The sequence below is a fragment of the Sphingomonas sp. SAFR-052 genome (assembly GCF_051965015.1).
GTDB lineage: Bacteria > Pseudomonadota > Alphaproteobacteria > Sphingomonadales > Sphingomonadaceae > Sphingomonas.
In genome coordinates, this window is record NZ_JBQCMO010000001.1 from 375,371 (window position 1) to 400,853 (window position 25,483).

The 25,483-nt window shown below is 66.9% G+C and carries 29 protein-coding genes and 1 tRNA gene; 20 read left to right on the forward strand and 10 right to left on the reverse strand.

Going from position 1 to position 25,483, the window contains the following annotated elements; all coding sequences use genetic code 11:
* Nucleotides 1-26: 26 nt before the first annotated feature.
* Nucleotides 27-103, reverse strand: a tRNA-Pro gene (locus ACTHQV_RS01720).
* A gap of 159 nt (nucleotides 104-262) precedes the next feature.
* Between ACTHQV_RS01720 and yajC the strand changes: the two genes are divergently transcribed.
* From yajC to ACTHQV_RS01740, 4 genes are read left to right on the forward strand one after another with little or no spacing between them, the layout of a single operon-like run.
* Nucleotides 263-607, forward strand: a complete 345-nt coding sequence (gene yajC, locus ACTHQV_RS01725) for a preprotein translocase subunit YajC (protein ID WP_440488052.1) — start codon at nucleotides 263-265, stop codon at nucleotides 605-607.
* Nucleotides 607-2,199, forward strand: a complete 1,593-nt coding sequence (gene secD / locus ACTHQV_RS01730) for a protein translocase subunit SecD (RefSeq protein WP_440488053.1) — start codon at nucleotides 607-609, stop codon at nucleotides 2,197-2,199. Before yajC ends, secD begins: the two co-directional genes overlap by 1 nt.
* Before the next feature lie 12 nt (nucleotides 2,200-2,211).
* Nucleotides 2,212-3,168, forward strand: a complete 957-nt coding sequence (gene secF, locus ACTHQV_RS01735) for a protein translocase subunit SecF (RefSeq protein ID WP_440488054.1) — start codon at nucleotides 2,212-2,214, stop codon at nucleotides 3,166-3,168.
* The gene (locus ACTHQV_RS01740; protein ID WP_440488055.1) at nucleotides 3,165-3,536 is read left to right on the forward strand and encodes an Mth938-like domain-containing protein; all 372 of its coding nucleotides are present in this window, start codon (nucleotides 3,165-3,167) and stop codon (nucleotides 3,534-3,536) included. The genes secF and ACTHQV_RS01740 overlap by 4 nt, the downstream gene beginning before the upstream one ends.
* Here the strand turns inward: ACTHQV_RS01740 and ACTHQV_RS01745 are convergent.
* The 4 genes from ACTHQV_RS01745 to thpR form a co-directional block, all read right to left on the reverse strand.
* Nucleotides 3,524-4,693, reverse strand: coding sequence for a glycosyltransferase (locus ACTHQV_RS01745; protein WP_440488056.1), 1,170 nt, complete (start codon nucleotides 4,691-4,693; stop codon nucleotides 3,524-3,526). The genes ACTHQV_RS01740 and ACTHQV_RS01745 overlap by 13 nt on opposite strands.
* A gap of 80 nt (nucleotides 4,694-4,773) precedes the next feature.
* Entirely contained in the window at nucleotides 4,774-5,199 is a 426-nt protein-coding gene (locus ACTHQV_RS01750; protein ID WP_440488057.1) for an OsmC family protein, read from the reverse strand.
* Between the two features lie 91 nt (nucleotides 5,200-5,290).
* Nucleotides 5,291-5,623 carry a glycine zipper 2TM domain-containing protein gene (locus ACTHQV_RS01755; RefSeq protein ID WP_345877486.1) on the reverse strand — a complete coding sequence of 111 codons (333 nt, stop codon included), beginning with the start codon at nucleotides 5,621-5,623 and terminating at the stop codon, nucleotides 5,291-5,293.
* 121 nt (nucleotides 5,624-5,744) lie between these two features.
* Nucleotides 5,745-6,284, reverse strand: coding sequence for an RNA 2',3'-cyclic phosphodiesterase (gene thpR, locus ACTHQV_RS01760; RefSeq protein ID WP_440488058.1), 540 nt, complete (start codon nucleotides 6,282-6,284; stop codon nucleotides 5,745-5,747).
* A gap of 116 nt (nucleotides 6,285-6,400) precedes the next feature.
* Here thpR and ACTHQV_RS01765 point away from each other — a divergent pair, with 116 nt between their 5' ends.
* The 6 genes from ACTHQV_RS01765 to ACTHQV_RS01790 all read left to right on the forward strand — a co-directional run bounded on the left by ACTHQV_RS01765 (nucleotide 6,401) and on the right by ACTHQV_RS01790 (nucleotide 11,826).
* Nucleotides 6,401-7,141, forward strand: coding sequence for a Bax inhibitor-1/YccA family protein (locus tag ACTHQV_RS01765; protein ID WP_440488059.1), 741 nt, complete (start codon nucleotides 6,401-6,403; stop codon nucleotides 7,139-7,141).
* 112 nt (nucleotides 7,142-7,253) lie between these two features.
* On the forward strand, nucleotides 7,254-7,565 hold the full coding sequence (locus ACTHQV_RS01770; protein ID WP_440488060.1) for a hypothetical protein: 312 nt from the start codon (nucleotides 7,254-7,256) through the stop codon (nucleotides 7,563-7,565).
* Between the two features lie 73 nt (nucleotides 7,566-7,638).
* Nucleotides 7,639-8,250 carry a hypothetical protein gene (locus tag ACTHQV_RS01775; RefSeq protein WP_440488061.1) on the forward strand — a complete coding sequence of 204 codons (612 nt, stop codon included), beginning with the start codon at nucleotides 7,639-7,641 and terminating at the stop codon, nucleotides 8,248-8,250.
* 61 nt (nucleotides 8,251-8,311) lie between these two features.
* Nucleotides 8,312-9,196 carry a hypothetical protein gene (locus ACTHQV_RS01780; RefSeq protein WP_440488062.1) on the forward strand — a complete coding sequence of 295 codons (885 nt, stop codon included), beginning with the start codon at nucleotides 8,312-8,314 and terminating at the stop codon, nucleotides 9,194-9,196.
* Nucleotides 9,193-9,612: a GNAT family acetyltransferase gene (locus ACTHQV_RS01785; protein ID WP_440488063.1), complete on the forward strand. Its 420-nt coding sequence runs from the start codon at nucleotides 9,193-9,195 to the stop codon at nucleotides 9,610-9,612. The genes ACTHQV_RS01780 and ACTHQV_RS01785 overlap by 4 nt, the downstream gene beginning before the upstream one ends.
* 81 nt (nucleotides 9,613-9,693) lie before the next feature.
* Nucleotides 9,694-11,826, forward strand: a complete 2,133-nt coding sequence (locus tag ACTHQV_RS01790; protein WP_440488064.1) for a TonB-dependent siderophore receptor — start codon at nucleotides 9,694-9,696, stop codon at nucleotides 11,824-11,826.
* Between the two features lie 187 nt (nucleotides 11,827-12,013).
* Here ACTHQV_RS01790 and ACTHQV_RS01795 read toward each other — a convergent pair whose 3' ends face one another.
* Both ACTHQV_RS01795 and ACTHQV_RS01800 read right to left on the reverse strand, forming a co-directional pair.
* Nucleotides 12,014-12,832 carry a ferredoxin--NADP reductase gene (locus tag ACTHQV_RS01795; protein WP_440488065.1) on the reverse strand — a complete coding sequence of 273 codons (819 nt, stop codon included), beginning with the start codon at nucleotides 12,830-12,832 and terminating at the stop codon, nucleotides 12,014-12,016.
* Between the two features lie 9 nt (nucleotides 12,833-12,841).
* Nucleotides 12,842-13,270, reverse strand: a complete 429-nt coding sequence (locus ACTHQV_RS01800; RefSeq protein WP_440488066.1) for a hypothetical protein — start codon at nucleotides 13,268-13,270, stop codon at nucleotides 12,842-12,844.
* A gap of 185 nt (nucleotides 13,271-13,455) precedes the next feature.
* Here ACTHQV_RS01800 and ACTHQV_RS01805 point away from each other — a divergent pair, with 185 nt between their 5' ends.
* On the forward strand, nucleotides 13,456-15,204 hold the full coding sequence (locus ACTHQV_RS01805; RefSeq protein WP_440488067.1) for a methyl-accepting chemotaxis protein: 1,749 nt from the start codon (nucleotides 13,456-13,458) through the stop codon (nucleotides 15,202-15,204).
* A 3-nt stretch (nucleotides 15,205-15,207) separates the two neighbouring features.
* Here ACTHQV_RS01805 and ACTHQV_RS01810 read toward each other — a convergent pair whose 3' ends face one another.
* A complete protein-coding gene (locus ACTHQV_RS01810; protein ID WP_440488068.1) occupies nucleotides 15,208-15,585 on the reverse strand; it encodes a VOC family protein in 378 nt (125 codons plus the stop codon).
* 80 nt (nucleotides 15,586-15,665) lie between these two features.
* On the opposite strand from ACTHQV_RS01810, the gene ACTHQV_RS01815 reads away from it, so the two are divergent.
* From ACTHQV_RS01815 to ACTHQV_RS01845, 7 genes are all read left to right on the forward strand, one after another.
* Nucleotides 15,666-16,022, forward strand: a complete 357-nt coding sequence (locus ACTHQV_RS01815; protein ID WP_440488069.1) for an ArsC family reductase — start codon at nucleotides 15,666-15,668, stop codon at nucleotides 16,020-16,022.
* A 67-nt stretch (nucleotides 16,023-16,089) separates the two neighbouring features.
* On the forward strand, nucleotides 16,090-16,530 hold the full coding sequence (locus tag ACTHQV_RS01820) for a hypothetical protein (RefSeq protein WP_440488070.1): 441 nt from the start codon (nucleotides 16,090-16,092) through the stop codon (nucleotides 16,528-16,530).
* 23 nt (nucleotides 16,531-16,553) lie between these two features.
* A complete protein-coding gene (panB, locus tag ACTHQV_RS01825; protein ID WP_440488071.1) occupies nucleotides 16,554-17,414 on the forward strand; it encodes a 3-methyl-2-oxobutanoate hydroxymethyltransferase in 861 nt (286 codons plus the stop codon).
* 353 nt (nucleotides 17,415-17,767) lie between these two features.
* Nucleotides 17,768-18,472: a tetratricopeptide repeat protein gene (locus ACTHQV_RS01830; protein WP_440488072.1), complete on the forward strand. Its 705-nt coding sequence runs from the start codon at nucleotides 17,768-17,770 to the stop codon at nucleotides 18,470-18,472.
* Nucleotides 18,473-18,500: 28 nt separating this feature from the next.
* Nucleotides 18,501-19,832: an outer membrane protein assembly factor BamB family protein gene (locus ACTHQV_RS01835; RefSeq protein ID WP_440488073.1), complete on the forward strand. Its 1,332-nt coding sequence runs from the start codon at nucleotides 18,501-18,503 to the stop codon at nucleotides 19,830-19,832.
* 237 nt (nucleotides 19,833-20,069) lie between these two features.
* Nucleotides 20,070-21,443: a ribosome biogenesis GTPase Der gene (der, locus tag ACTHQV_RS01840; protein ID WP_440488074.1), complete on the forward strand. Its 1,374-nt coding sequence runs from the start codon at nucleotides 20,070-20,072 to the stop codon at nucleotides 21,441-21,443.
* Nucleotides 21,440-21,637 (forward strand): sulfurtransferase TusA family protein, encoded by a 198-nt coding sequence (locus tag ACTHQV_RS01845; RefSeq protein WP_440488075.1) that lies wholly within the window; start codon nucleotides 21,440-21,442, stop codon nucleotides 21,635-21,637. The genes der and ACTHQV_RS01845 overlap by 4 nt, the downstream gene beginning before the upstream one ends.
* Before the next feature lie 174 nt (nucleotides 21,638-21,811).
* On the opposite strand, the gene ACTHQV_RS01850 is transcribed toward ACTHQV_RS01845, so the two are convergent.
* Nucleotides 21,812-22,582: a glycosyltransferase family 2 protein gene (locus ACTHQV_RS01850; protein WP_440488076.1), complete on the reverse strand. Its 771-nt coding sequence runs from the start codon at nucleotides 22,580-22,582 to the stop codon at nucleotides 21,812-21,814.
* The gene (locus ACTHQV_RS01855) at nucleotides 22,579-23,634 is read right to left on the reverse strand and encodes a glycosyltransferase (protein ID WP_440488077.1); all 1,056 of its coding nucleotides are present in this window, start codon (nucleotides 23,632-23,634) and stop codon (nucleotides 22,579-22,581) included. The genes ACTHQV_RS01850 and ACTHQV_RS01855 overlap by 4 nt, the downstream gene beginning before the upstream one ends.
* A 77-nt stretch (nucleotides 23,635-23,711) precedes the next feature.
* Between ACTHQV_RS01855 and ACTHQV_RS01860 the strand changes: the two genes are divergently transcribed.
* Together ACTHQV_RS01860 and ACTHQV_RS01865 are read left to right on the forward strand one after the other, a co-directional pair.
* Nucleotides 23,712-24,488, forward strand: a complete 777-nt coding sequence (locus tag ACTHQV_RS01860; RefSeq protein WP_440488078.1) for a glycosyltransferase family A protein — start codon at nucleotides 23,712-23,714, stop codon at nucleotides 24,486-24,488.
* Nucleotides 24,485-25,483, forward strand: coding sequence for a hypothetical protein (locus ACTHQV_RS01865; protein WP_440488079.1), 999 nt, complete (start codon nucleotides 24,485-24,487; stop codon nucleotides 25,481-25,483). Before ACTHQV_RS01860 ends, ACTHQV_RS01865 begins: the two co-directional genes overlap by 4 nt.

Sequence of the window (25,483 nt, forward strand, 5' to 3'; positions counted from 1 at the left end):
GCGCGATCGATTCGCCTGAAACTCTCTGGTCGGGGCGACAGGATTCGAACCTGCGACCCCCACACCCCCAGTGTGATGCGCTACCAGGCTGCGCTACGCCCCGATCAGAGAGGGCGTGCCTTTAGGCCGGGATTTCGGCCCATGCAAGCCCGAAGCGTGCGCGCGGGCAAATGTTGCGCGGGGGGCAAGCAGATGATAGCTGCCCGCAATTGACAGGATGCCGTGTTCGCGGCGTCCGCTATCTCGGACATTCAGGCCAGCAATGCTCGTACCTTCCGCTTTTGCTCAGTCCGCCGCCGCGCCCGCGGCATCGGGTGGTTTCCTCGGCACGCTGATCGGCATCGCGCCGCTGCTGCTGATCTTCGTCGCCTTCTACTTCCTGCTGATCCGTCCGCAGTCGAAGCGGATGAAGACGCTGCAGGCGTCGATCGCCGCGGTGAAGCGCGGCGACCAGATCGTGACCGCCGGCGGCATCATCGGCAAGGTGACGAAGGTCGAGGACACCTTCGTCGAGGCTGAGATCGCCGCCAACACCCGCGTCCGCGTGGTCAAGGCGACCATCGCCGAGGTCACGCCGCCCGCCGGCGCCAAGCCCGCGAACGACTGATGCTCGACTTTCCGCGCTGGAAACGGATCGCCATCTGGGCATCCGTGATCCTGTTGTCGCTGTTCGCGGTGCCGAGCCTGCTGCCCGAAGCGACGCGGGCGAAGCTGCCTGCATGGCTGCCGACGCCGACGATCAATTTCGGTCTCGATCTGGCCGGGGGCAGCTACATCCTGCTCGAAGCGAAGACCGAGGACGTCGCCGCGACCCGGATCGAGGCGATGCGCGAGATGATCGCGACCGAGATGCGCCGCCAGCCGCGTGTCGGCATCGGCGACATTTCGACGCGGGGCGGGCAGATCAGCTTCATGGTCCGTGACGCGACCCAGGTCGATGCCGCGCGCGAAAAGCTGCTCGGCCTGACCGGCGGTGGTGCGGGCATGACCGGCCAGCGCGAATGGGACATTGAGGTGCGCGACACCACGCGCTTCGTCCTGACCCCGACCCAGGCCGGCCTGCGCCTTGCCGTCGAGAATGCGATGAAGGACGCGACCGAGGTCGTGCGCCGCCGTATCGACGAACTCGGCACGCGCGAACCGACGATCATCCAGCAGGGCAGCAACCGCATCGTCGTGCAGGTGCCCGGGCTTTCCGATCCGAAGGCGCTGAAGGACTTGCTCGGCAAGACCGCGCGGCTCGAATTCAAGTTGGTCGACCTGACCGCCGATCCGCAGGCGGTCGCCCGCGGACAGGCGCCGGCCGGCAGCCAGATCCTGCCTTATCCTGCGCAGGGTGCACCGATCGCGGTCAAGCGCTCGACGATCATCTCGGGCGATCAGCTTGCCGATGCACGTCAGACCTATGACCAGAACGGCCAGCCCAACGTCACGATTAACTTCAATTCGGAGGGTGGTCGCCGCTTCGCGAAGGTGACGCAGGAAAATACCGGCAAGCCGTTCGCAATCATCGTCGACAATTCGGTCATCTCCGCGCCGAACATCAACGAACCGATCCTCGGCGGCAGCGCGACGATCAGCGGCGGTTTCACCGTCGACAGCGCCAATCAGCTGTCGATCGCGCTGCGTTCGGGCAAGCTGCCGGTCGACCTGACCGTCGTGCAGGAAAGCACCGTCAGCCCCGAACTGGGGGCCGATTCGGTGAAGGCGGGCGTGACCGCCGCGATCATCGCCACCATCGCGGTCATCGCGTTCATGGTGATGACCTATGGCCGCTTCGGCATCTATTCGACGATCGCCGTGGTGCTCAACATCCTGATGATCATCGCGGTGATGGCGTTCCTGAACGCCACGCTGACGCTGCCCGGTATCGCCGGCTTCGTGCTGACCATCGGTACCGCAGTCGACGCCAACGTGCTCATCAACGAACGCATCCGCGAGGAACGGCGGCGTGGGCGATCGGTGCTCCAGTCGCTCGAACTGGGGTATAAGGAGGCGAGCCGCACGATCTTCGAGGCGAACGTGACCCACGCGATCGCCGGCGGCATCATGCTGATCCTCGGCTCCGGCCCGATCCGCGGCTTCGCGGTCGTGCTGCTGCTCGGTATCGCCAGCTCGGTGTTCACCGCCGTCACCTTCACGCGGATGCTGGTCGCCGGATGGATGCGCCGCACCCGTCCGACCGACATCCATATCTAAGGCCCGGCCGTCATGCGTCTCATCAAGCTGGTCCCCGACAACACCAACATCCGCTTCGTCGCGGTGCGCAAGATCGCGTTCACCGTAACGCTGATCCTCAGCATCCTGGCGGTCGGGCTGGTGTTCGTCCGCGGCCTCAATTTCGGCGTCGACTTCATGGGCGGCGTCGCGATCGAAGAGAAGTTCGCTTCGCCGCCCGCAATCGACCGCGTCCGCGCGACGATCGAACGGCTGGGCGTGGGTGAGCCCGCCATCCAGCAGTTCGGCGACCCGACGCTGGTGTCGATCCGTCTGCCGGTGCCCGAGGGCGATGCGGGTGCGACCGACCGGCTGGTCGAACGGGTGAAGACCGCGCTGTCGACCGAATTTCCCGGTGCCACCTTCAGCAACTATTCGACCGTGTCGGGCAAGGTGTCCGAGGAGCTGGTGACCAACGGTGTGCTCGCCGTGTTGCTGGCGATCGTCGGCATCGCGATCTTTTCGTGGTTCCGCTACGAATGGCAGTTCGGCGTGTCGACCGCGGTCGCGATCATCCACGACGTGCTGATGACGCTCGGCTTCTTCGCGTTGACGCAGATGCCGTTCGACCTGACGATCGTCGCGGCGGTGCTGACCATCATCGGCTATTCGATCAACGACAAGATGGTGATCGACGACCGAATCCGCGAAAACATGCGCAAGTACCGCAAGATGGAGATGCGCGAGCTGATCGATCTGTCGGTCAACGAAACGCTGCCGCGCACGGTCATGACCTCGCTGACCATCCTGCTCGCGCTGACCGCGCTGATCGTGTTCGGCGGACATGTGCTGCGCGGCTTCACCGCAGCGATGATCCTTGGCGTGATCGTCGGCACCTATTCGTCGATCTATGTGTCGTCGTCGCTGCTCATCACGCTGGGCCTCAAGCCCGGTGCGCCGGTGGGCGAGGGGACGGTCAAGGAACCGGTCCCGCAAAAGGGCGCGCGGTGAAGCTCGACCGGACCCGCAAGGGCGACGGTCCGCTCGTCTCGGGACTGACGCCAGGCGGGTTCCGGGTCGATGACGGCATCTATCCCGCGCTGCTGATGACGCCGCAGCGCGCCGATCTGTGGGAGCCGCCGGCGTTCGACGCGCTCGATGCCGATGCGCTGGCGGCGGTGCTGGCGATCGATCCCGCGCCCGAATTCCTGCTGCTCGGCACCGGCGCGACGCTGCGCCAGCCGCCGCGCGCGCTGGTCCGTGCGCTCGATGCGCGGGGACTGGGGATCGAGGCGATGGACAGCCGCGCGGCAGCGCGCGCCTGGGGCGTGCTGCGCGACGAAGGACGGCGGATCGTCGCCGCCTTCTACCCCTTTTGACCGACCAGTCCGGTCAGGTGATCGCGTAGCTCGATCGCATTGCGCTCCCAGCTATAGGCATCGACCGTCGCCCGCGTCGCCGCCGAGTCGGCAGGCTGCGACAGCACCGCCGCAATTCCCTGCGCAAAACTCAGCGCATCGCGCGCGACGATCCGGCCCGCGGCGGGGCAGGTGACGACCTCGCGCGCCGCGCCGGCATCGGGGATGACGATCGGTGTCCCGCTCGCAAGCGCTTCGACCCAGGCATTGGCCAGCCCTTCCGACGATGACGCCAGCGCCATCACGTCGGCTGCCGCCAACAGGTCGGGCAGCGCATCGTGCGGCAACGGCCCGCACAGCCGGATGCGGTCCCCGACCTCCAGTTCGGCGATGCGCGCCGCCAGCGCCGCCCGATCCGGCCCGCCACCGACGATCCACAGCGTCACGCCCGGCAAAGCCGCAACCGCTTCCAGCACGATGCGATGCCCCTTGCGCGGGATCAGCGCGCCGAGCGAGACGACGAGCGGACCGTCGACGCCCAGCCGGGCCTTCGCCGCGGCGCGATCGATCGTGCCGAAACGATTGCGGTCGATGCCGGTGCGGTGGACGCGGACCGGCCGGTCGATACCAGCGGCGGCGATATCGTCGGCCATCGACTGCGACACGGCGAGCAGCCCGTCGGCGTCGCGTCCTGCCGCCCGCACCTGTGCGGCGGTCGCGGGCGCATGGCCCCAATGGTGGATATCGGCCCCGCGCGCCTTGATCGACACCGGCACGCCATAGCGCCGCCCGAGCGCCACCGCCGCCGGCCCGTCGGGAAAGAAGAATTCGGCGTCGATCACGTCGAAGCGAAATGTCCCACGCAACCGATCGAGTCGCGGCGTCAGGCACCGGATCAGCGACGCGACGTGAAACCGTCCGCCAGTCGCGGGCAGGTTCAGGAAGCGCGGCCGATCGACCGCCAGTCCCTTCCATTCCTCGCGCAATGGCAATGCTGCCAACGCGCGATAGGCCGGGTGCAGCGACAGCGGAAAATGCGGCAGCCCGATCGGTGCGACCACGCGCAGCTCGACCCCGTCCAACGCTGCCAGCCCCAGCGTCTGGCGTTCGACGAAGACCCCGAAATTGGGCCGCGTCGCATCGGGAAACAGGGTGGCGAGGGTCAGGACGCGCAGCATCGCCGCCGGCCATAGCCGATAATGGTGAAGGCTTTGCCCCTGAAACGGGCCGGAACGTCTTATCCCGGCCCGTCATCGCATCAGGCGTTCAGCGTGTGGTCGAGCGTAATCTCTGCATTCAGCAGCTTCGAGATCGGACAGCCGGCCTTGGCACCCGCCGCGATCTCCTCGAACTTCGCCTGGTCGATGCCGGGGACATTGGCGGTCAGCGTCAGCGCCGACTTGGTCACCTTGAACCCGTCGCCATCCTTGTCGAGGCTGACCTTCGCCGTCGTCTCCAGCGTGCCGTCGCTATAGCCGGCCCCGGCCAGCGCGAAGCTGAGCGCCATGGTGAAGCAGCTGGCATGGGCGGCGGCGATCAGTTCCTCGGGGTTGGTGCCCTTGCCGTCCTCGAACCGGGTGTTGAAGCCATATTGCTGGTTTTCGAGCACGCCCGACTGGGTAGAAACCTGGCCTTTGCCGTCCTTGCCGAGTCCTTCGTAACGGGCGGATGCACTGCGGATCATAAGCGGGCCTTTGCGATAAAAAGAAGCGAACGAGAAAGGGCGGGCCCGTCGCCGGACCCGCCCCTTCAGAATTCGTCACGCCGGGTAAGGTTCAACGGCAGCGGCCACGCTGTCCGCTGCGTTCAATCTCGCGGCCGGCAAGCGCACCGGCGGCACCACCGAGCAGCGTGCCGAGCGTGCGGTCGCCGCGCGTATCGACCGTGCGGCCGACCAGCGCACCGGCGACGCCGCCAACGACCAGCCCGGTCGTGCCATTGGGCTTGCGGCAGTAACGGCGCCCGTCACGGCCGCGCCATTCGCGATACTTGTAGCGGCGCTGCGCCTCGGCCTCGCTCTTGCCGACCGAAATGCCGTGCTTGGTCCAGGTCGCCCCGACCGGGGCCATCAGCGATGCGGCGGCCAGCGCCAGCATGATATTGCGCATGGTGGATATCCTTTCGTCCATGTCGTTGCTGGCCGGTTTAACGCACCCTCCGCCTGACGGTTTCATGAACGAAACGACAGGTTGTTGCTGTCCCTCGACGGGACGCCTTGTTGGCCGCTTGTCATCTGGACCCGAGCGGATAACGCGCCACCGACTCGTACCATGCGCCGGCATGGCCGACATGGCTTTCGTACAGGACGAAGTGATCGAACCGCATCGGCGGTGAGGCAATGCCGGCATGGCCAGCAAGGAACGGTTCGGTCGGTCCGCTCGATTTGTTGAGCCTTGCCAGGGTGAAATGCGGCAGGAACGCCCGTCCTTCCGGCGGCAGGCCGAGCCGGACCAGCGCATGGTCGATCTTGTGATGCAGCGCCTGGACCGCGTCGTGCGGCGTCACCCCGGCCCACAGCGCCCGGCCGCGCCGCCCGGCATCGAACTGTCCGACACCCGAGAGCGCAAGGTCGAGGGCGGGGGCGCGAATCCCTTGCAGAACCGTGGCAATATCCTCCGCCATCGGCCGTTCGACCTCGCCGATATAGCGTAGGGTCAGGTGAAGTTGCTCGTCATCCTGCCACCGCGCACCCTCGACGCCATCCTGTACGTCGAACAGCGCCTCGCGCATCGCAGGCGGCGGGCGAAGGGCGACAAACAGACGGTGCATGGCGGATTCTCCCGGTAGCGTAACAAAATGTTGCTCCCCGCGTTTGGCTTGAAATCGCCGTTGCGGCGGACGATATTTCGAACATCCGGCATGAGTGCCGGGAAGAGGAGTTTACAATGGCGAACTGGTCCGATCCCCGGACGACGGCCGCACCGATCACCCGTACGCGCGACCGCGACATGGCGCGCGACGCCGGGCTGCGGTCCTACATGCTTTCGGTGTACAACTACATGGCCTCCGGCGTGCTGTTGACCGGCATCGTCGCGCTGTTGTTTTCGTGGGGTGGCGACAGCTCCCCGGCGGCGGCGGTGTTCTACCAGCCCGGCATCCTGAAATATGCGATTATCTTCTCGCCGCTGATTTTCGTGATGGTGTTGAGCTTCGGTATCAACCGTCTGTCGACCGGTGCGGCGCAGGCGTTGTTCTGGGCGTTCGCAGCGATCATGGGTCTGTCGATGTCGACGATCTTCCTGCGCTATACCGGATCGTCGATCGCGCTGACCTTCTTCGCGACCACCGCCGCGTTCCTGTCGCTCAGCCTCTATGGCTATACGACGAAGCGTGACCTGACCGGGTTCGGCACCTTCCTCATCATGGGTCTGGTCGGCCTGATCGTCGCGTCGCTGCTGAACCTGTGGTTCCAGTCGGGCATGATGAGCATGGTCATCAGCGCGATCGGCGTGCTGCTGTTCGCGGGTCTGACCGCCTATGACACGCAGCGGATCAAGGGCCTGTATTTCCAGGTCGCCGGCACCGATTTCGCGGGCAAGGCAGTGATCCTGGGGGCGCTGTCGCTGTATCTCGACTTCGTGAACATGTTCCAGTTCCTGTTGTCGTTCCTCGGCAACCGCGACTGATCGCTGCACGGCAGATGATACGAGGGGCCCGGCGGGAAACCGTCGGGCCTTTTCGTATCCGGGGAACGTCCGTCGCGATCGCTTCGTTTTTACGGGCGAAGGAGTGAGGGACATGACCAACGACACCACTGGAATCGACGAAAAGGCGCTCTCGTCGCTGTCGGTCGCACCGGACGGACACGAAAGCGAAGCGCATACCCCGCCGGGACGCGGCGATGCGGGCGGCGACCACAGCATCGCGGGTCGGATGGAAAGCGATCCGGACGACAGCGACGCGCGGCTCGACCGCGGGCTCGACGAATCGATGGACGCATCGGACCCGCCCGCCTCGACCCAGCCGATCCATAGCAACGGTCCTGCACCGTCGTCGGGCTATGATCCCGAACAGGAAGCGAAGCTGGCGCGCGACGGCACCGCCGACTGATCGTCCGGCAAAGCATGCAAACGACGCGGCGTATCGGCTGGTGCCGGTGCGCCGTGTTCGCTATGGAGGGGGCATGACGACCGATCGGTGGTTTCGGCCCGTGTTGCGGGTGTTGGCGGCGCTGCTGCTGGCAGTGCAGGCGGTGGTGCCGGCACAGGCGGCGGTGACGATCACCTTCTGGTCGCAGGAATTCGGCCAGAATTTCCCCCACGCCTTTTTCAGCTTTTCGGGCACGCCCGATGCCGGCGGTCCGGCGGTCGATGGCAGCTATGGCTTCACCGCGAAGGCGATTACCCCGGCCTTGCTGACCGGATCGGTCGGCGGCCGGATCGACCAGCCCAAGCCGTCTTATATCGATCGCAGCAACGCCCATTTCTCGGTTGTGCTGACCGATGCGCAGTACGCTGCGGTCCGGTCGCTGATCGACGAGTGGGGCGAAGCAGGCGATTCGCACTATAATCTCAATCGCCGCAACTGCGTCCATTTCGTCGCCGAAGCTGCGCGGCGATCGGGGCTGATCGTGGTCGAGGACCGCAAGCTGATGAAGAAGCCACGCTCGTTCACCCAGTCGGTCGAACGCGCCAATCCCGGGCGGGTGACGGTGATCGAACTGCCGGCCAAGGCCTACTTCGCGTCGCTCATCCCGCCGGTCGTGGCGGTCGGATCGGCGCCGCAACCGCGCTGACCTCTTTCGCAAAAGCGCTAAATCCGGCAGTCCAGCGCTGTTCGGTAACGGGAGTCGGTGGATGCGGCGGTGGACGATCGGGGTGCTGGCGTTGCTCGCCGGATGCGGACAGGCCGATGAACCCGCGGCGTCGGTCAACCTGTCGCAGGACGATCCGATCCTGCCCTTCCCGTCGCCCACGCCGGAGACGATGACGGCGATCCCGACCCGCTTCGTCGGCACCTGGGACAGCGACGGTACCGCCTGTGCTACCGATCCGGCCGGGGCCAACCGACTGATCGTCTCGGCGAACGCGCTGCGCATCGGCGAGCGCGACGTGTCGGTGCGCGGCATCACCGTCGCCGATGCCGGCGCGATCGACGTCGACGTCGTCGGCAACCGTGGCGGCATCACCGAACAGCGCCGCTATCGCCTTGCGCTGGGCGAGGGCGGGACGCTCGACATGAACGGCGATGACGGTCCGGTCCGCCGGGTGCGTTGCGATGCGCCGGCGGGCGCGGAGGCGGCGGCGCGCAATGCGATTGCGCTCAACCTCGCCCCCGATGGGCTGCAGACCGTTGCCGGCGCCAGCAGCCGGTCGATCGCCTTCGGCAGCCCGAGTGAGATCGTGCTGCGCGTCGTCGAAGCGGCGACCCAGACGCTGCCCGAACGTTCGCAAAACAAGGATTGCGGCGAAGGGCCGCTCGATATCGCTACCTATCCAACGATCGCGGTCTATTTTCAGGAGGGGCGCTTCGTCGGCTGGTCGGCGCGCGGTCGTGGCCTCACGACGATGAGCGGGGTCGGCATTGGTGCCAAGCGCGCCACCGTCGAATCCTCGATCGTCGCGCCGGTCGAGGAAACCAGCCTGGGCCGCGAATTCAACAGCGGCGGCCTGTCGGGCACCTATGACGCGAAGGACAATGTCAGCGCGCTGTGGGCGGGCAGCACCTGCATCGCTCGGTGATCGCCGCCGCAACCCCCGACGATGCGGCTGCGGTGGTCGCGCTGTGGCAGCGTTGCGAGCTGACCCGGCCGTGGAACGATCCGCATGCCGATTTTATGCGGGCGCTGTCGGGCGCGACCTCTACCATCCTGATCGCGCGCGACGATGCGGCCGTGATCGGCAGCGTCATGGTTGGCCATGACGGGCATCGGGGCTGGCTCTATTATTTGGCGGTCGCGCCCGAGCGGCAGGGGAAGGGGATCGGCCGCACGCTGTTCGCCGCCGCCGAGGACTGGTTGCGCGCGCTTGCCGTGCCGAAGCTGCAGTTGATGGTCCGCAGCGACAACGCCGCCGCGCTCGATTTCTACGACGCGGTCGGCCTGATCCGGCAGGACGTTGTCGTGCTCGGCCGCTTCCTGACCGAGCCCGTACCATGAGGCTGTCAGGCTACTGATAGTCACTTGCAAAAGCAGGAAGGGCGGCGTACCCGGCGCGAAACAGTCAGGGAATCGTTTCGCATGTACGCCTTCGCCATCCTCCTCGCCGCCGCAACCGCCGTTCCGGAGGTGCCGCCGACCGAGGATCCGCAGCGTGGCGACGAGATCGTCGTCACCGGAACGCGGACCGAGGGCAGCGACGATTATGCGATACAGGCGCAGACCACCGCGACCCGCCTGCCGCTCAGCCAGCGCGAGACCCCGCAGTCGATCAGCGTCGTCACCCGCGCGCAGATCGAGGATTTTCAGCTGAACGACATCAACCAGTTGCTGGCGACCGTCCCCGGCGTGAACGTGCAGGCGCAGGAGACCGACCGCTTCTATTATTCGGCGCGCGGCTTCGACATCCAGACCTTCCAGATCGACGGGGTCGGCCTGCCATTCCCGTTCGGCATCCAGAACGGGTCGATCGATACCGCGATGTACGACCGGATCGAGGTCGTGCGCGGTGCGCCGGGGCTGTTGTCGTCGACCGGCAACCCCTCGGCAGTCATCAACTTCATCCGCAAACGCCCGACCCGCGACTTCTCCGCCTCGGCGAGCGCACAGTATGGTTCGTTCGACCATCTCCGCCTCGACGGCGATGTCAGCGTGCCGTTGACCGCCAACGGTTCGGTCCGGGCCCGCGCGGTCGGCTCCTATTTCGACACCGACAGCTATCTCGACCGCTACGGTCTGAAGCGCTGGACCGGCTATGGTATCGTCGAGGCCGACCTCGGCCCCGATACCGTCGTCAGCGCCGGCTATGGTCACCAGAACCACAAGAGCCGCGCGGCGATGTGGGGCGCGCTGCCGCTTTATTACAGCGATGGCAGCCGCATCGATTATGCGCGATCGACCAACAGCTCGCCGGACTGGTCGAGCTTCAACGTGACCGACCGCCAGATCTTCGGCGACGTGACCCACCGCTTCGGCGACTGGACCGCCAAGTTGACCGTGCAGCGCCGCGCGATCGACGAGGACGATAAGCTGTTCTACGTCTATGGCAACAATTACGCCAATGGCGGCAACGGCGCCCCCGACCGCACGACTGGGCTCGGCATCGTCAGCTATCCCGGCGCCTTCCGCTCGTTCGCGCGCAACCTGACGATCGATGCCAATGTCGGCGGCACCGTGTCGCTGTTCGGGCGCGCGCACGACGTGATGTTCGGCGTCAACCGCTCGGCGCAACGCTACACGCAGGATTCGGCCTATGACCTCGATGCGATCGGCGTTTCGCTGCCGCTGTTCAGCGGGTTCGACGGGTCGTTCCCCGAACCGAATTTCCCGGCATTCTCGCGCAGCCTCGACACGCATACCCGCCGCGACACGGTCTACGGCCTCGTCCGGCTGAACCCGACCGACGCGCTGAAGATCATGGTCGGCGGCAACGCCACCCGCGCGTTCAGCGAGGGCGTGTCCTATGGCGCGCCGACCGATTTCGACCGCGCCCGCTTCCTGCCGTTCGTCGGGGTGACCTACGACCTGACCGGCAATATCAGCGCCTATGCGAGCTTCGCGACGATCTTCAACCCGCAGACGCAGGTCGACGCGAACCGCCGTCTGCTCGACCCGATCGAGGGCGACAATCTGGAGGCCGGGCTGAAAGGCGAATGGTTCGCCGGCCGCCTGAACGCCAGCGTCGCCCTGTTCCAGGCGCGGCAGAACAACACGGCCGAAGCGGCGGGCTTCGACGCGACGATCGGCCAGACGCTGTACCGCGGCGTCGATGCGAAATCGCAGGGCGTCGAGGTCGAGGTCAGCGGCCAGATCGCACCGGGGGTGCAGGCGACCGGCGGCTTCACCGCGATGCGCATCCGCGGCACCGACGACCAGCCGGTCCGCACCTTCGTGCCGCGCAACACCGCGCGCCTGAACATCGTCTGGTCGCCCACGACGCTGCCCGCACTGAAGCTCGGCGCATCGGGCCAGTATCAGAGCCGCATGTATCTGGAACCCGGCGTCATCGCGACCACGGGGCAGCCGGTGCGGATCACGCAGGACGGTTATGCGACGCTCGACCTGATGGGTCGCTACGAACTCACGCCACGCGTGGCACTGAGCGTCAATGTCCGCAACATCAACGATGCCAAGGCGCTGAACGCGATCAATTTCGACCAGGGCTATTTCAACGCGCCGCGCACGGTGCTGGGGACGGTGCAGGTCCGGTATTGACGCGAAAAGGGGGCGGTGGTGCCGCCCCCTTCTTTTCCTACGCTCCCAACCGTTCGGTTCGAGCAGCTTCGAGCCTGTCGAGAAGCGACTGTCGAGAACGTCTTGCCCCAAACGGTGCGTTCTCGACGGACGCTTCTCGACTTCGCTCGAAGCTGCTCGAACCGAACGGCTCAGGTGGTTATGGGCATCACCCCACGAACGCCCGTTCGATCACGTAATCGCCGGGCTTCGCGTTCGACCCTTCCTCGAACCCCAGCCCTTCGAGATATTCGGAGAAGTCGCGGATCATCTCGGTCGACCCGCACAGCATGATGCGGTCGGTCGCCGGGTCGAACGCCTGCGCGCCACCGATGCGCGCGCTGAACAGCGTGCCGTTTTCGACCAGCGCGTCGATGCGGCCGGTGGTGTGGAATTCCTCGCGCGTCACGGTCGGGACATAGGTGAATTGCTGCGCCGCCTGATCCTCGACCAGCGGATCGCCGGCAAGGTTCGCCTCCAACGTGGTGCGGAAGGCGAGGTCGGACACGCGGCGCACCGAATGGACGACGACGATCGACGAATACATCTCGTACACGTCGGGATCGCGGATCAGCGACAGGAAGGGCGCCAGGCCGGTGCCGGTCGACAACATGAACAGGCGGCTGCCGGGCTTCAGCGCGTCCGTGACCAGGGTGCCGGTCGGCTTCTTGCCGAGATAGACTTCGTCACCGGGCACGATCTGTTGCAGCTTGCTGGTCAGCGGGCCGTCCTGAACCTTGATCGACAGGAATTCCAATTCCTCGGCATAGGCCGGGCTGGCAATCGAATAGGCGCGCAGCAGCGGCTTGCCATTGTCGCCGGGCAGGCCGATCATCACGAATTCACCCGAGCGGAAGCGGAAGCTCGGCGGGCGGGTGATGGTGAAGCTGAACAGATGCTCGTTCCAGTGACGCACCGAACGCACGCGCTCGACGCTGAGCGCGTTGGTGGGTTCGAGGCCGTGGACGACGGCGGTGCGGTCGGTCATCGAAAATCCTTACGTCTTGACGCTGGTCCCCGGTGGCAGCCCGATCTGGCCGAGCATCGCCGCCGTCCGGGCCAGCGCGCAGAAGGTGGGTGCGATCGCCCCGTCGGCGACCAGCAGCGAAAGCGTGGTCCGTGCCTTCGCATCGCGACCCGTTACGAGATCGCGCGCCAAGGTCAAGAGAACCGATTCATCATCGGTCACAAGCCCGCATTTACAATTGATCTGGATCGGCACGCGGGCATGGCTAGACAGCTGCGTCATCCATGCATCGAAGTCGCCGAGCGCATCGAGCGCCCCGGCTTGGGCGAAGCGCCCCGCGAGCAGCGCGGGCGGATGCTGGCACGCGGTCCGCGCCGCCACCCATAGCCGGATCGCATCGATCAGGAAGCGGTCGCCGCGCGACAATATCGATACCGGACGGTCGATCAGATCGTACATAGAGCCTCGCTATTGATACTCACTCGCAAAAGCTATCCGGGTTTTCATGGTGCGTCAATGGCGCGAACAAGGCCGTCCGAACGATTTTCGTGTCGCACCCGAACCGATCCACGGGAGGCGCGGAATGATAAAGGAGATGTTCAGTATTTCGGCGCACATCACCCCCAAAGGGAAAGGGCGATTCCATGCAATTGAAGGTCCGTGGCCGTATCAACCTGATCGGTGTCGTTGCGGCGCTCGGCCTGATCGCGCTGCTGTGCATCAGCATCTTCAGAACCTCGGCAATCATGCAGTCCGATATCGAGCGCAATACGCGGCAGGTGGTGGAAACCGCCCGGTCGGTCGTTGCGCATTATCATGGCGAGGAAGTCGCCGGCCGGATGAGCAGGGCCGACGCGCAGCGCGCCGCGCTCTCGACGCTGAAGGAAATGCGCTACGAGGGGAAGGAATATTTCTGGGTCAACGATTTGCATCCGACGATGCTGATGCACCCGACCAAGCCCGAACTCGACAATACCGACCTGACCAACAATCGCGACGCCACCGGCAAGGCGCATTTCGTCGAAATGGCGCAGGTGGTGAAGACGCAAGGCGCAGGCTTCGTCCGCTATCTGTGGAAGACCCCCGACAAGAGCCATGACGAACCGAAACTGTCCTATGTCGCCGGCTTCACGCCATGGGGCTGGGTGATCGGGTCGGGCGTGTATCTCGACCGCGTCAACGCCGCGATCTGGAGCGCGGCGCTGTACCAGAGCGCGCTGGCGTTGGTCGTGCTGCTGATCGTCGCCTTCTGCGCCTACCGTATCGGCCGTTCGATCACGCAACCGGTCGAGGCGCTGTCGGCGCGGATGCGGTCGCTCGCCACCGGCGACACCGCGACCCCGATTCCCGGCCGAGACCGCATCGACGAGATGGGCGAGATGGCGGCCGCGCTCGAAACCTTCCGCGGAGCTGCGATCGTCGCCGCCGAACGCGAGGCCGAGCAGCAGCGCGTCGTCGCGACGGTCGGATCGGGGCTGGATTCGCTCGCCCGCGGCCGGCTCGACACCCGGATCGGCGGCCGGCTGACCGGTGCCTTTGCCAAGATCGGCAGCGATTTCGACTCGGCGATGGCCGCGGTGGCCGATGCGATGCGATCGGTTACCCGCTCGGCGGGCGGCATCCGCACCGGCGCGACCGAGATCAGCACCGCGTCCGACGATCTGTCGCGTCGCACCGAACAACAGGCGGCCAGCCTTGAGGAGACCGCCGCAGCGCTCGACCAGATCACCGCCACCGTCCGCCGCACCGCGGCCGGCGCGGCGCAGGCCAATACCACGATGACCGCGACCCGCGGCGATGCCGAGGACGGCGTGCGCATCGTGCGCGAGGCGGTCGCGGCGATGAGCGGCATCAAGCGCGCCTCGGACGAGATATCGGAGATCATCAGCGTGATCGACGGCATCGCCTTCCAGACGAACCTGCTCGCCCTCAACGCCGGGGTCGAGGCGGCGCGCGCCGGTGACGCGGGCAAGGGCTTTGCCGTCGTCGCCAATGAAGTCCGCGCGCTGGCGCAGCGCTCGGCCGACGCCGCCAACGACGTGAAGTCGCGCATCCTCGCCAGCGGCAGCCAGGTCGAGATCGGCGTCAACCTAGTCGGCGAGACTGGCAACGCGCTCGAACGCATCGTCGGGCGCATCGCCGAGATCGCCGATCTGGTTGCGACGATCGCGCGCGGTGCCGACGAACAGTCCTCGGGGCTGCAACAGGTCAACATCGCCGTCAGCGAAATGGACGCGGTGACGCAGCAGAATGCGGCGATGGTCGAGGAAGCCACCGCCGCCGCCCGCAGCCTCGCCAGCGAAGCCGAAGCGCTGACCCATCACGTTGCCCGCTTCAGCGTGGCCGAGGAAGCGGGCTGGGAACAGCCGCGCAGCCTGCGCGCGGCGGCGTAGCGCTTACCCGGTGGCGAAGGTCAGCGCCTCGATCTTGTTGCCGTCGGGGTCGCGCACGAATGCCGCGTAATAATGGGCGTCATATTCGGGCCGCAGGCCGGGCGGTCCGTCGCTGCCGCCGCCCTGCGCCAGCGCGACCGCATAGAAGCGGTCGACCGCCGCGCGGTGTTCGACCTCGAATGCGACATGCGTCCCGTTGCCGGCGCTGGCCTGCGCGCCATTGGCGGGCAGGTTCAGGCTGAACACCGTGATCCCCGCGCCATAACCGACCGCTTCCGCCACATCGAGCGTCCGCCGCAGTCCCAGCGCCGCCATTACCGGGTCATAGAACCGCCGTGCGCGGTCGATGTCCGAGGTTCCGAGCGAGACATGGTGCAGCATGCCACGATCATCGCGCCAGCGTTGCGATCGTTCCGGCGTGGTTTTACATGCGCGCTCCAACGCTCCCGAAAAGGCGCACCGTGACCCTGACCCTCTACGGCATCCCCAATTGCGACACGATGAAGAAGGCGCGCGTCTGGCTCGACGGCCATGGCATCGCCTATCGCTTCCACGACTATAAGAAGGCCGGCATCGACCGCGCTACGCTCAAGGGCTGGGTCGATGCCCTTGGGTGGGAGGCGTTGCTCAACCGATCGGGCACGACCTTCCGCAAGCTGCCCGATGCCGACAAGGCCGATCTGAACGCCGATCGCGCGATCGACCTGATGCTGGCGCAGCCGTCGATGATCCGGCGCCCGGTGCTGGTCGCCGACGATGGGATCGAGGTGGGTTTCAAGCCCGATCGGTACGCGGAACGATTGTCGACCGCCGGCTGACTGCGCTACGATTGCCGCCCTGCGGGGGCCGGGGGCGATACCGCAGCGATTCGGTTGCGGGAGAGACATGGCTGCCACGGTTTTTCGGCTGACGCCGCTATGGTTCCGGTTGGCCGGACTGCTGTTCACCCTGTGGGGTGCGGCGGGAGTCTTCGCCTTCTACATGCATGTCGCGACCGGGCCGGCGCAACTGGCCGCGATGCCGGACTATGACCGCGCCTATTTCCTTGCGCTGCCCGGCTGGTTCGTCTGGATCTATGGACTGGCGACGTGGGGTGGCCTGCTCGGCGGCATCGCGCTGCTGCTGCGGCGGCGCTTCGCCACCATCCTGTTCGTCCTGTCGCTGATCGCCGTCGTCGTCCAGTTCGGCTGGGTGTTCGCCGCGACCGATCTGATCGCCGCAAAGGGTGCGGTGATGGTGGTGCCGTTCCCGCTGGTGATCTTTGCCGTCGCCCTGCTCCAGCTGGCGGTCGCGCGCCATGCCGATGCCCGCGGGTGGCTTCGCTAGGGGCGTTCCGCTAGGGACGGCCGATGTCCACGACCTTCACCATCGACACCGCAACCAGCCGCGCGACGCCGACCCCGGCGCCGATGAAGCGGCTGACCATCCCCGCGATCCGCGCCGCCAAGGGCAAGACCCCGCTGGTGATGCTGACCGCCTATACCGTGCGCATGGCGCAGCTGATGGACGCGCAGTGCGACATGCTGCTGGTCGGCGACAGCCTGGGGCAGGTGATCTATGGCCTGCCCTCGACCGTGCCGGTCACGCTCGACATGATGGCGGCGCATGGCGCGGCGGTCGTGCGCGGCAGCTATCATGCGCTGGTCGTGATCGACCTTCCCTTCGGCAGCTATGAAGCCAGTCCGCAACAGGCGTTCGAAAGCGCGGCGATGCTGCTGAAGGCGACGGGCGCGGCGGCGGTCAAGCTGGAGGGCGGCACGGCGATGGCCGAAACCGTCGCCTTCCTGTCGCAGCGCGGGATTCCGGTGATGGGCCATGTCGGGCTGACGCCGCAGGCGGTGAACCAGCTCGGCGGCTATGGCGCGCGCGGTCGCAGTCCGGAGGAAGCGGCCAAGATCGTCGCCGACGCCGTGGCGATTGCCGAAGCGGGGGCCTTCGCGGTGGTGATCGAGGGCGTAGTCGAACCGATCGCGATCGACATCACCCGCCGCATCGCGGTTCCCACCATCGGCATCGGCGCGTCGGCGCAGTGCGACGGACAGGTGTTGGTTGCCGAGGACATGCTCGGCCTGTTCGAACGCACCCCGCGCTTTGTGAAGACCTTCGACGACATGGCCGGGCGGATCTCGGCCGCGGTCGAAAGCTACGCCACCGACGTCCGCGCGCGCACCTTTCCCGGACCGGACCAGCTGTACGCGCCGAAGGATTAACGCCGCCACCTCGTCATTCTCGCCTTCGCGAAACGTCTGCGAAATTCGCTACCTATCCCCGAACCCCGCCGTACCCCCGCGGAGGCGGGGGTCCAGAGCCAGGCAAAACAACGGCTTGCGCATGAGGCCTGGATCCCCGCCTTCGCGGGGACACGGCGCAGCGGACTTTCGCAACGGTCCCGCCTCTGCGGGAATGACCCAGGCAGTAGCGACGAACCGCTTCGTTCATCCCCCGAACAGCCGCGATCCGCCATGGTCCCGCCCCGGCATCGCACCGTCACGACCATTCGCTTTCGTTTCCATCGACGCTCGGCTAAAGGAGCGCGCTTGACCCATCCCCTGGAGCTGTTCCCTTGGCGTTGACCCCGCAGAACAACGATGCCTTCATCCGCGAAGTCGATGACGAAATGCGTCGCGAGCAGATGTCGGCGATCGGCCGCCGCTATGGCCTGTGGATCATCGGCGCGGTGCTGCTGGCGCTGGCGGCGTTCGGCGGCTGGACCTGGTGGCAGCATCACCAGACCAGCCTCGCCGCCGAACAGGGCGAGCAACTCGCCACCGCGCTCGACGAGATCGCGCAGGGCCGCGTCGCGCAGGGCACGGCCGAGGTCGCGAAGCTGACCACGTCCGATCGCGATGCGGTGCGTGCCACCGCGCTGCTGACGCAGGCCGACCTGCTGCTGTCGAAGAACGACCAGAAGGGCGCCGCCGCCGCCTTCGGCAAGGTCGCCGCCGACGAATCGCTGGCCCAGCCGTTCCGCGACATGGCGCTCGTCCGCCAGACCGCGGTCGAATATGACAGCCTGCAACCGCAACAGGTCATCGACCGGCTGCGCGGATTGGCCGACAAGGGCAGCCCGTGGCTGGGCAGCGCGGGCGAGATGGTCGCGGTCGCCTATCTCCGCCAGAACAAGCTGCAACAGGCGGGCCAGACCTTCGCTCTGATCGCGCAGACCGATGGCGTGCCGCAGTCGTTGCGCGCGCGGGCGGTGCAGATGGCCGGGTCGCTGGGTGTCGATGCGGTCGATGCACCGGCCAACCAGACCGCCGCGCAATAACTCTTCTCCAGTTTTCGGAACCCCTTCGATGAAGACGCATCTCAAACTCTCGGCGGCGGTCGCGGCGTTGGCGCTGCTGGGCGGTTGCGGCGCCTTGAAGGGCAAGGGCCCGGCGCGCACCCCGATCGTCGGACAGCGCGTGCCGATTCTCGCCTCGGAAAATCTGGCGGAGGTCGATCCCGCGCTCGCCAATCTGCAGGTCGTGCTGCCGCTTCCCGAAACCAATGCCGACTGGGCGCAGCCGGGCGGCAATCCGTCGAAGTCGATGGGTCATGTCGCGCTCGGCGATACGCTCAGCCAGCTGTGGACGGCGCGGATCGCGGGCGGCAACACCCGCACCCGGCTGGCCGCGGCCCCGGTGGTCGCCGGCGGGCGGCTGTACGTGATCGACGTCGACGGCGTGGTCACCGCCATGGCCGCCGATACCGGCGCGACCGTATGGACCGCGCGCACCGTCAAGGGTGACGAAAATCCGCGCGCCCGCTTCGGCGGCGGCGTCTCGGTCGATGGCAACCGTGCCTTCGCCACCGATGGTCTGGGCGATGTCGTCGCCTTCGACACCGCCGACGGCAAGGAAGTATGGCGCGCCAAGCCCGGCGGACCGTTGCGCGGTGCACCGACCGTCGCCAACGGCCAGGTCTATGTCGTCAGCCAGGATAACCAGCTGTTCGCGCTCGACCAGGCCGATGGCAAGGTCGTGTGGACGCAGTCGGGCAGCCTCGAATCGCAGGGCGTGTTCGGCGTCGCCGCGCCCGCCTCGGCGCAGGGCACGGTCGTCGCCGGCTTCTCGTCGGGCGAACTCAACGCCTATCGCTACGAAAACGGCCGGTCGGTCTGGGGCGACAGCCTGTCGCGGACCTCGGCCTCGACCTCGGTATCTGCGCTCGCCGACATCGATGCCGAACCGGTGATCGACAATGGCCGCGTTTATGCGGTCGGGCAGGGCGGGCGCATGGTCGCGCTCGAACTGACCTCGGGCCAGCGGTTGTGGGAACAGAATCTGGCCGGCATCTCGACGCCCTGGGTCGCGGGCGAATGGATTTTCGTCGTCACCGACGATGCTCGCCTGCTGTGCATCTCGCGCGGCAGCGGCAAGCTGCGCTGGGTCCAGCAACTGCCGGGTTTCCGCAACCTGAAGAAGCGCAAGAACCCGATCGGCTGGGTCGGGCCGATCCTCGCCGGCAACCGCCTGCTCCTCGCCAATACGCAGGGGCAGCTGGTGTCGGTCTCGCCCGCGGACGGCAGCATCACCACGACGCAGGATACCCGGTCGAAGGCCGGCTACACCCTGTCGCCGGTCGTGGCGAACGGCGTGCTGTATCTGCTCGACGATGCGGGGCAGATCACCGCCTGGAAGTAAGTCGCTGACGTCATCGCAGCCCAGACCGGGGCGACGAAAGACCTCATTCCTCCGAACGAAACGTCGCCCCAGCGCAGGCTGGGGCCTCTATCGGTTCCTGTCCCGCCCTGTCACCGAGACATCCCAGCCTGCGCTGGGATGACGTCCAGTCCGGGCGGGTCGGACACGGGCAACACCCTCGACCCCCCGACCCATTATCCCTACACTCGGCGGCAACCCCGCACCCCAGGAATTCCCATGCCCTTACCCGTCGTCGCCATCATCGGCCGCCCCAATGTCGGCAAGTCGACGCTGTTCAACCGGCTGGTCGGCAAGCGACTGGCGCTGGTCGATGACCAGCCGGGGGTGACCCGCGACCGGCGCGAGGGGCAGGCGACGTTGCTCGGCCTCGACTTCACCATCGTCGACACGGCGGGGTTCGAGGATGAGGACGCCGCGACCCTGCCGGGGCGGATGCGGATGCAGACGCAGGCGGCGGTCGAAATGGCCGATGTCGCGCTGTTCATGATCGATGCCCGCGCCGGCATCACGCCGCTGGACGAGGAAATCGCCCGCTGGCTGCGCTCGTCGAACGGCACCGTCGTGCTGGTCGCGAACAAGGCGGAGGGGCGCGCGGGCGAGAATGGCGTGCTCGAATCGCTGGCACTGGGCTTTGGCGATCCGGTGCAACTGTCCGCCGAACATGGCGAAGGCGTCGCCGACCTGTTCGAAGCGCTCCAACCCTATATCGAGCGCGAGGACGAGCCCGAGCCCGAGGAGGAAAGCGAGTTCGACCCCGAGACCGCCGTCCTGAAACTTGCCATCGTCGGCCGTCCGAACGCCGGCAAATCGACGCTTATCAACCGCTTCCTTGGCGAGGACCGGCTCATCACCGGCCCCGAAGCCGGCATCACCCGCGATTCGATCGCGGTCGACTGGAACTGGACTGCGCCCGACGGCCGCGTGCGGCCCGTGCGGCTGATCGATACCGCGGGGATGCGCAAGAAGGCGCGGGTGCAGGAAAAGCTCGAAAAGCTTTCGGTTGCCGACGCGCTCCACGCCATCGACTTCGCCGAGGTCGTCGTGCTGCTCTTGGACGGCACCCGCGGCCTCGAATTGCAGGATATCAAGATCGCCGACCGCGTGCTGCAGGAGGGGCGGGCGCTGGTGATCGCGCTCAACAAATGGGACATCGCCGAACACGCCTCGTCGCTGTTCAACGGCGTGAAGGGCGCACTCGACGAAGGGCTGGCCCAGGCCAAGGGCGTGCCGCTGCTGACCGTATCCGCCGCGACCGGCAAGGGGCTCGACGTGCTGATGCAGGCCGCGTTCGAAACGCGCGAGGCTTGGGGCCGCCGCGTCTCGACCGGCCAGCTCAACCGCTGGTTCGACCGCGCGCTGGAGGCCAACCCGCCGCCCGCCCCCGGCGGCAAGCGCATCAAGATGCGTTACATCACGCAGAACAAGACGCGGCCCCCCAGCTTCGTCCTGTTCGGCACCCGCGTCGACCAGTTGCCGGAAAGCTACAAGCGCTATCTGGTCAATGGCTTGCGCAAGGAATTCGGCTTCGGCGCGGTGCCGGTGCGTCTGAACCTGCGCGCGCCAAAGAACCCCTTCGACCATAGCAAGTGATCCACATCGACGCCCGCGGCATGCGCTGCCCCTGGCCGGCGATCCGCCTCGCCAAGGCACTGCGCGACGGGGCAAGGGTGGTGGAGATCGAGGCCGACGACCCGAGGGCAGGGGGCGAACTGGCCAACGCGGCGGCAGCGGTCGGGGCGAGGCTGGCGGTGGTAAGCGAAGGCCGGTTCCGGGCCGAACGGTAACGTCCGCGCTGCGTGAGGGTATGGAAAAGGTCGGGCGCCGGCTCTGTCCTACAACCGCCCGACCGTGCGATACCAGTTGGCGATCTTTCTCACCGCCCATCCGCCTCGCCCAAAGGCCAAAGCGTCACACCGCAAAACGCGCACGAGTGTGAACTTAGTGAACTTTGGCCGCGCCTAACCCTTCGCTTCCCAAGGTTTATCCCGCAAATTCAAATGCGTAATCCCTCGCGCCTTCAGCCGCGGCCCAAGGAAGCGATAGAAATACCAATCCTTCGCCGCAAACGGCGTCGCATGGTATAAAAGCCGCTCGGCAAGCGTCCACCGCACCCGCCGCCGGTCCGACCGCCGCGATGAGGGCTGTGCCCAGAAGCGGAACGGATAGACCACGCGCCCCAGCTTCGCGACACGCTGCATGATCTCATGGTCGAGCAGTACATAGGGCCAGAGTGCTTCCGAAAATCCCCCCGCCGCGACCAGCGCCTTCGTCCGGAACGCCTGTCCATAGCCCCCGGTATGCGTCTGCTGCGACAGCACCCGCGTGACGATCCCCGCATAGACCGCCCGCCGCAGCGTCTGCCCCGACGCATCGACCCCCAGCGCCATCACCGCCACCACGCCCGGATCGGCATCGAACGCCCGCTCCGCCTCGGCCAGATAGTGCGGCGGGTACCAGGTATCGGCGTCGCCGAACGCGCAGAATTCGGTGGTCAGCTCGGTCATCGCCGCTTCGAGCGCATGAATCTTGCCCGGCCGCGCCTCGTGCAGATGCACCACCTCCACCCCCGGCGCGGCAAAGCCCCGCGCGATCGCGTCCGACCCGTCAGTCGATCCATTGTCGACCAGCACCAGCCGGAACGGCACCGTCTGCGCGGCCAGCGCCGCCAGCGTCGCGGGCAGGAAATCGGCCTCGTTGTAATAGGCGATGACGAAGGTCCAGCGGGTCACCCGGCGACCTCGATCAGCCGCCGGCACGCCGCCTCCGACGATCGCGGCCCATGCGTCGCCACCGCATGCGATCGTGCTGCGCGGCCCATCGCGTCGAGCCGCCCGGCATCGGCCAGCAACGTCGCCACTCGCTGCCGATAATCGCCATTCCGCACCAGCAGGCCGCAGTCGGGGGGGATCACGTCCGCGCCGATCCGGTCGTCGAACGCCACCGCCGGCAGTCCGCACGCCATCGCTTCGGGAATCGCGCGCGGGAAGTAATCGCGGCGCCCGGCATGAAAGAACAGCCGCGCCTGCGCCAGCATCGCCGGCACCTGACCATTGGGGACATGCCCCAGCCAAGTCACCTGCGGGAAGCGCGCACGCAACTCCGCCGCCTGCGGCCCGTCGCCGATCACCGCCACCCGCATCGTCTCGCCAAGCGAAGCGATCTCGTCGAACTTCTTGTACGGGCTCAACCGGCTGGTCGCGATCACGTCGAACCGCTTCTCGGCCAGGATCGGGTGGAAGCGGTCGGTATCGATCGTCTTGGGTAGTCGCTGCATCCGGGCCGCCGGCACCCGCCGCCGCCAGAAGTGCCTGCCGGGCCGGGTCAGCTTCGCCTCCTGCACCCCCGTTTCGGGAAAGACGAAGGCGGCATGCGGCACGATCCGGCTCCAATAATCGCCGCCGATGATGACCGCGAACCGCCGTCGGTCGGGCCGCAGCGCCCGGTCGAACAGGTCGAACCCGGCGCCACCATTGCTGCCGACCAGCACGAACAGGTCGGCCGGATCGGCCCGCGCCGCCGCGACCATCGCGTCGCTCACCTGATCGCGGGTCTTGGCCGCCGGGTTCGACGGCGCGAACAGCCGGATGGGGTAGGGGGCGACGCCATCCAGCGCCGCGACGGTCTCGCGCGGCGCAGGCGCGAGCGCCCACAACTCGCTGTCGACGCCCAGCTCGGTCAAAATGCCCGGCATCCGCTTGTCGCGATTGTCCCAGCGCAGCCATTCGTCGGTATCGGCGACGCCGTGATGGCTGGGATAGGTCAGGACGAAGATGATCCGCATCGCCGTCCGGCTACCAGCGCATCGCGGGCAGCGCCACCCGATTGTCGAGGGCGGATGCTGCGGCTAAGGCGCTGGCGATGAACTGGTCGGACGACGGCGCGCGGGTGAGCTGCGTGATGGTGACCGCGAACCGTGCCGCGCTGGCGCGGCGGGCGGTCGACTGTTTCCTGCGGCAACGCTGGGCGAACCGCGAACTGGTCGTCGTCGATGACGGGGAACAGGATTATACCCCCCTGTTCGCCGACATCCCCGCCGATCGGCTGATCTATGACCGCGTAGCGAAGACGCCCGAAACTACGCTGGGTCGCCTGCGCAACCGCACGCTCGACCTTGCCCACGGATCGATCGTCGCGCAGTGGGACGACGACGACTGGTATCATCCCGACCGGCTGGCGCGACAGGTCGCGGTGCTGGAGGGCGGCAAGGATGCCTGTGTCCTGCGCGGCACGTTGATGCATCTCGACGCGCCCGACTGGTTCGACCACCCCTATGTCGGCACGCTGGAACCCGGCGTTCCGGGCAGCATCGTCCACCGTGCCGACCCGACCGCGCGCTATCCCGAAAAGCGGCGCGGCGAGGATACCGATTTCCTAGCCCATTGGCCGATCGGGCGCATCGGCGTGCTCGACGCACCCGGCCTGTTCGTCCGTGCCTTCCACGGCGCCAACACGTGGGAGCGGACCCATTTCGAACGCCGGGTGCGCAACACGCCCGCCGCCGCGATCGAATATGCGCTGCGCTCGCTGTTGCCCGGCGGCAAGTGGCGCCATTCGCGCTTCCGTCTCGATGCCGAGACCCGCGCCGCGTTCGAGGCATTCGTCGCCGACTCGCGTCGCGTTGGAGTGTTCGCTTGACCCTCGCCGAACGCGGGCAGCGGCTGCACGACTGGTCGCAGACCCCGGCGGCGGCGCGCTTGGGCAAGGTCTTCCGTGCGCTATTCTTCGTCGGCGTGCTGTTGTGGCTGGTGCTGAAGGTCCGCGCGATCGGCTGGACCAACGTCGCCGCCGCGCTGCCCCGGACGCCATGGTTCTACCTCCTGTTCGTCGTGATGTTCATGGCGTTGCCGATCTCCGAGGTCTGGATCTTCCGCCGCCTGCTCGGCCGACCCTTGCCCGGTGCGTTGCCGGTGTTCGTGCGCAAACGCGTCTTCAATTCGGCATTCGTCGGCTATTCGGGTGAGCTCTACCTGTTCGTCTGGGCGCGCCAGCGGCTCGGCATCGCGTCCAAGACGCTGCTGCTGGCGATCAAGGACAATGCGATCCTGTCGGCACTTGCCTCGGCGGCGATCACGTCGGCGCTGCTGATCGTGTTCATGGCGACCGGTCGTGCCAAATGGATCGCCGACTGGCTGCATTCGGCGGGGGGCGTCATCCTTGCCGGCCTGCTGGTGGCCGGTTTCCTGACTCCGCTGCTGCTCCGCCTGCGCAGCCAGATCCTGTCGGTGTCGTGGCGCGTTGCCGGCACGGTGCTCGGCATCCACGTCGCCCGCATTCTTGTCGTCGTTCTGCTACAGGCGACGCAATGGGCAGTCGTGCTGCCCGACCAGTCCTGGGGGGTGTGGGTCACGTTCCTGACCGTGCAGATGGTCATCAGCCGCCTGCCGATCGTGCCCAATCGCGACCTGCTGTTCCTGTCGGCCGCGCTGGAGATGAGCCACATCATCGACGGTCCGCGCGCGGCGATGGCGGGGTTGCTGCTGGCGGGCGGTGCGCTGACGCAGGGCAGCAACCTGCTGTTCTTCCTGCTGACCAGCTTCGAACGCCGACGCGGAACCCTGCCGGCGGCCGATCCCGATCCGGCGTTCGAGGCGGAAGTCGCCACGTCGGCGGTGCCGCCGGCGGGCGAATAG

What these genes read in the sequence shown, in the direction of transcription:
- yajC (WP_440488052.1), top strand. Translation starts at nt 263, where the DNA reads ATGCTCGTACCTTCCGCTTTTGCTCAGTCCGCCGCCGCGCCCGCGGCA.
- secD (WP_440488053.1), top strand. Translation starts at nt 607, where the DNA reads ATGCTCGACTTTCCGCGCTGGAAACGGATCGCCATCTGGGCATCCGTG.
- secF (WP_440488054.1), top strand. Translation starts at nt 2,212, where the DNA reads ATGCGTCTCATCAAGCTGGTCCCCGACAACACCAACATCCGCTTCGTC.
- ACTHQV_RS01745 (WP_440488056.1), bottom strand. Translation starts at nt 4,693, where the DNA reads ATGCTGCGCGTCCTGACCCTCGCCACCCTGTTTCCCGATGCGACGCGG.
- ACTHQV_RS01750 (WP_440488057.1), bottom strand. Translation starts at nt 5,199, where the DNA reads ATGATCCGCAGTGCATCCGCCCGTTACGAAGGACTCGGCAAGGACGGC.
- ACTHQV_RS01755 (WP_345877486.1), bottom strand. Translation starts at nt 5,623, where the DNA reads ATGCGCAATATCATGCTGGCGCTGGCCGCCGCATCGCTGATGGCCCCG.
- thpR (WP_440488058.1), bottom strand. Translation starts at nt 6,284, where the DNA reads ATGCACCGTCTGTTTGTCGCCCTTCGCCCGCCGCCTGCGATGCGCGAG.
- ACTHQV_RS01765 (WP_440488059.1), top strand. Translation starts at nt 6,401, where the DNA reads ATGGCGAACTGGTCCGATCCCCGGACGACGGCCGCACCGATCACCCGT.
- ACTHQV_RS01770 (WP_440488060.1), top strand. Translation starts at nt 7,254, where the DNA reads ATGACCAACGACACCACTGGAATCGACGAAAAGGCGCTCTCGTCGCTG.
- ACTHQV_RS01775 (WP_440488061.1), top strand. Translation starts at nt 7,639, where the DNA reads ATGACGACCGATCGGTGGTTTCGGCCCGTGTTGCGGGTGTTGGCGGCG.
- ACTHQV_RS01780 (WP_440488062.1), top strand. Translation starts at nt 8,312, where the DNA reads ATGCGGCGGTGGACGATCGGGGTGCTGGCGTTGCTCGCCGGATGCGGA.
- ACTHQV_RS01790 (WP_440488064.1), top strand. Translation starts at nt 9,694, where the DNA reads ATGTACGCCTTCGCCATCCTCCTCGCCGCCGCAACCGCCGTTCCGGAG.
- ACTHQV_RS01795 (WP_440488065.1), bottom strand. Translation starts at nt 12,832, where the DNA reads ATGACCGACCGCACCGCCGTCGTCCACGGCCTCGAACCCACCAACGCG.
- ACTHQV_RS01800 (WP_440488066.1), bottom strand. Translation starts at nt 13,270, where the DNA reads ATGTACGATCTGATCGACCGTCCGGTATCGATATTGTCGCGCGGCGAC.
- ACTHQV_RS01805 (WP_440488067.1), top strand. Translation starts at nt 13,456, where the DNA reads ATGCAATTGAAGGTCCGTGGCCGTATCAACCTGATCGGTGTCGTTGCG.
- ACTHQV_RS01810 (WP_440488068.1), bottom strand. Translation starts at nt 15,585, where the DNA reads ATGCTGCACCATGTCTCGCTCGGAACCTCGGACATCGACCGCGCACGG.
- ACTHQV_RS01820 (WP_440488070.1), top strand. Translation starts at nt 16,090, where the DNA reads ATGGCTGCCACGGTTTTTCGGCTGACGCCGCTATGGTTCCGGTTGGCC.
- panB (WP_440488071.1), top strand. Translation starts at nt 16,554, where the DNA reads ATGTCCACGACCTTCACCATCGACACCGCAACCAGCCGCGCGACGCCG.
- ACTHQV_RS01835 (WP_440488073.1), top strand. Translation starts at nt 18,501, where the DNA reads ATGAAGACGCATCTCAAACTCTCGGCGGCGGTCGCGGCGTTGGCGCTG.
- der (WP_440488074.1), top strand. Translation starts at nt 20,070, where the DNA reads ATGCCCTTACCCGTCGTCGCCATCATCGGCCGCCCCAATGTCGGCAAG.
- ACTHQV_RS01855 (WP_440488077.1), bottom strand. Translation starts at nt 23,634, where the DNA reads ATGCGGATCATCTTCGTCCTGACCTATCCCAGCCATCACGGCGTCGCC.
- ACTHQV_RS01860 (WP_440488078.1), top strand. Translation starts at nt 23,712, where the DNA reads ATGAACTGGTCGGACGACGGCGCGCGGGTGAGCTGCGTGATGGTGACC.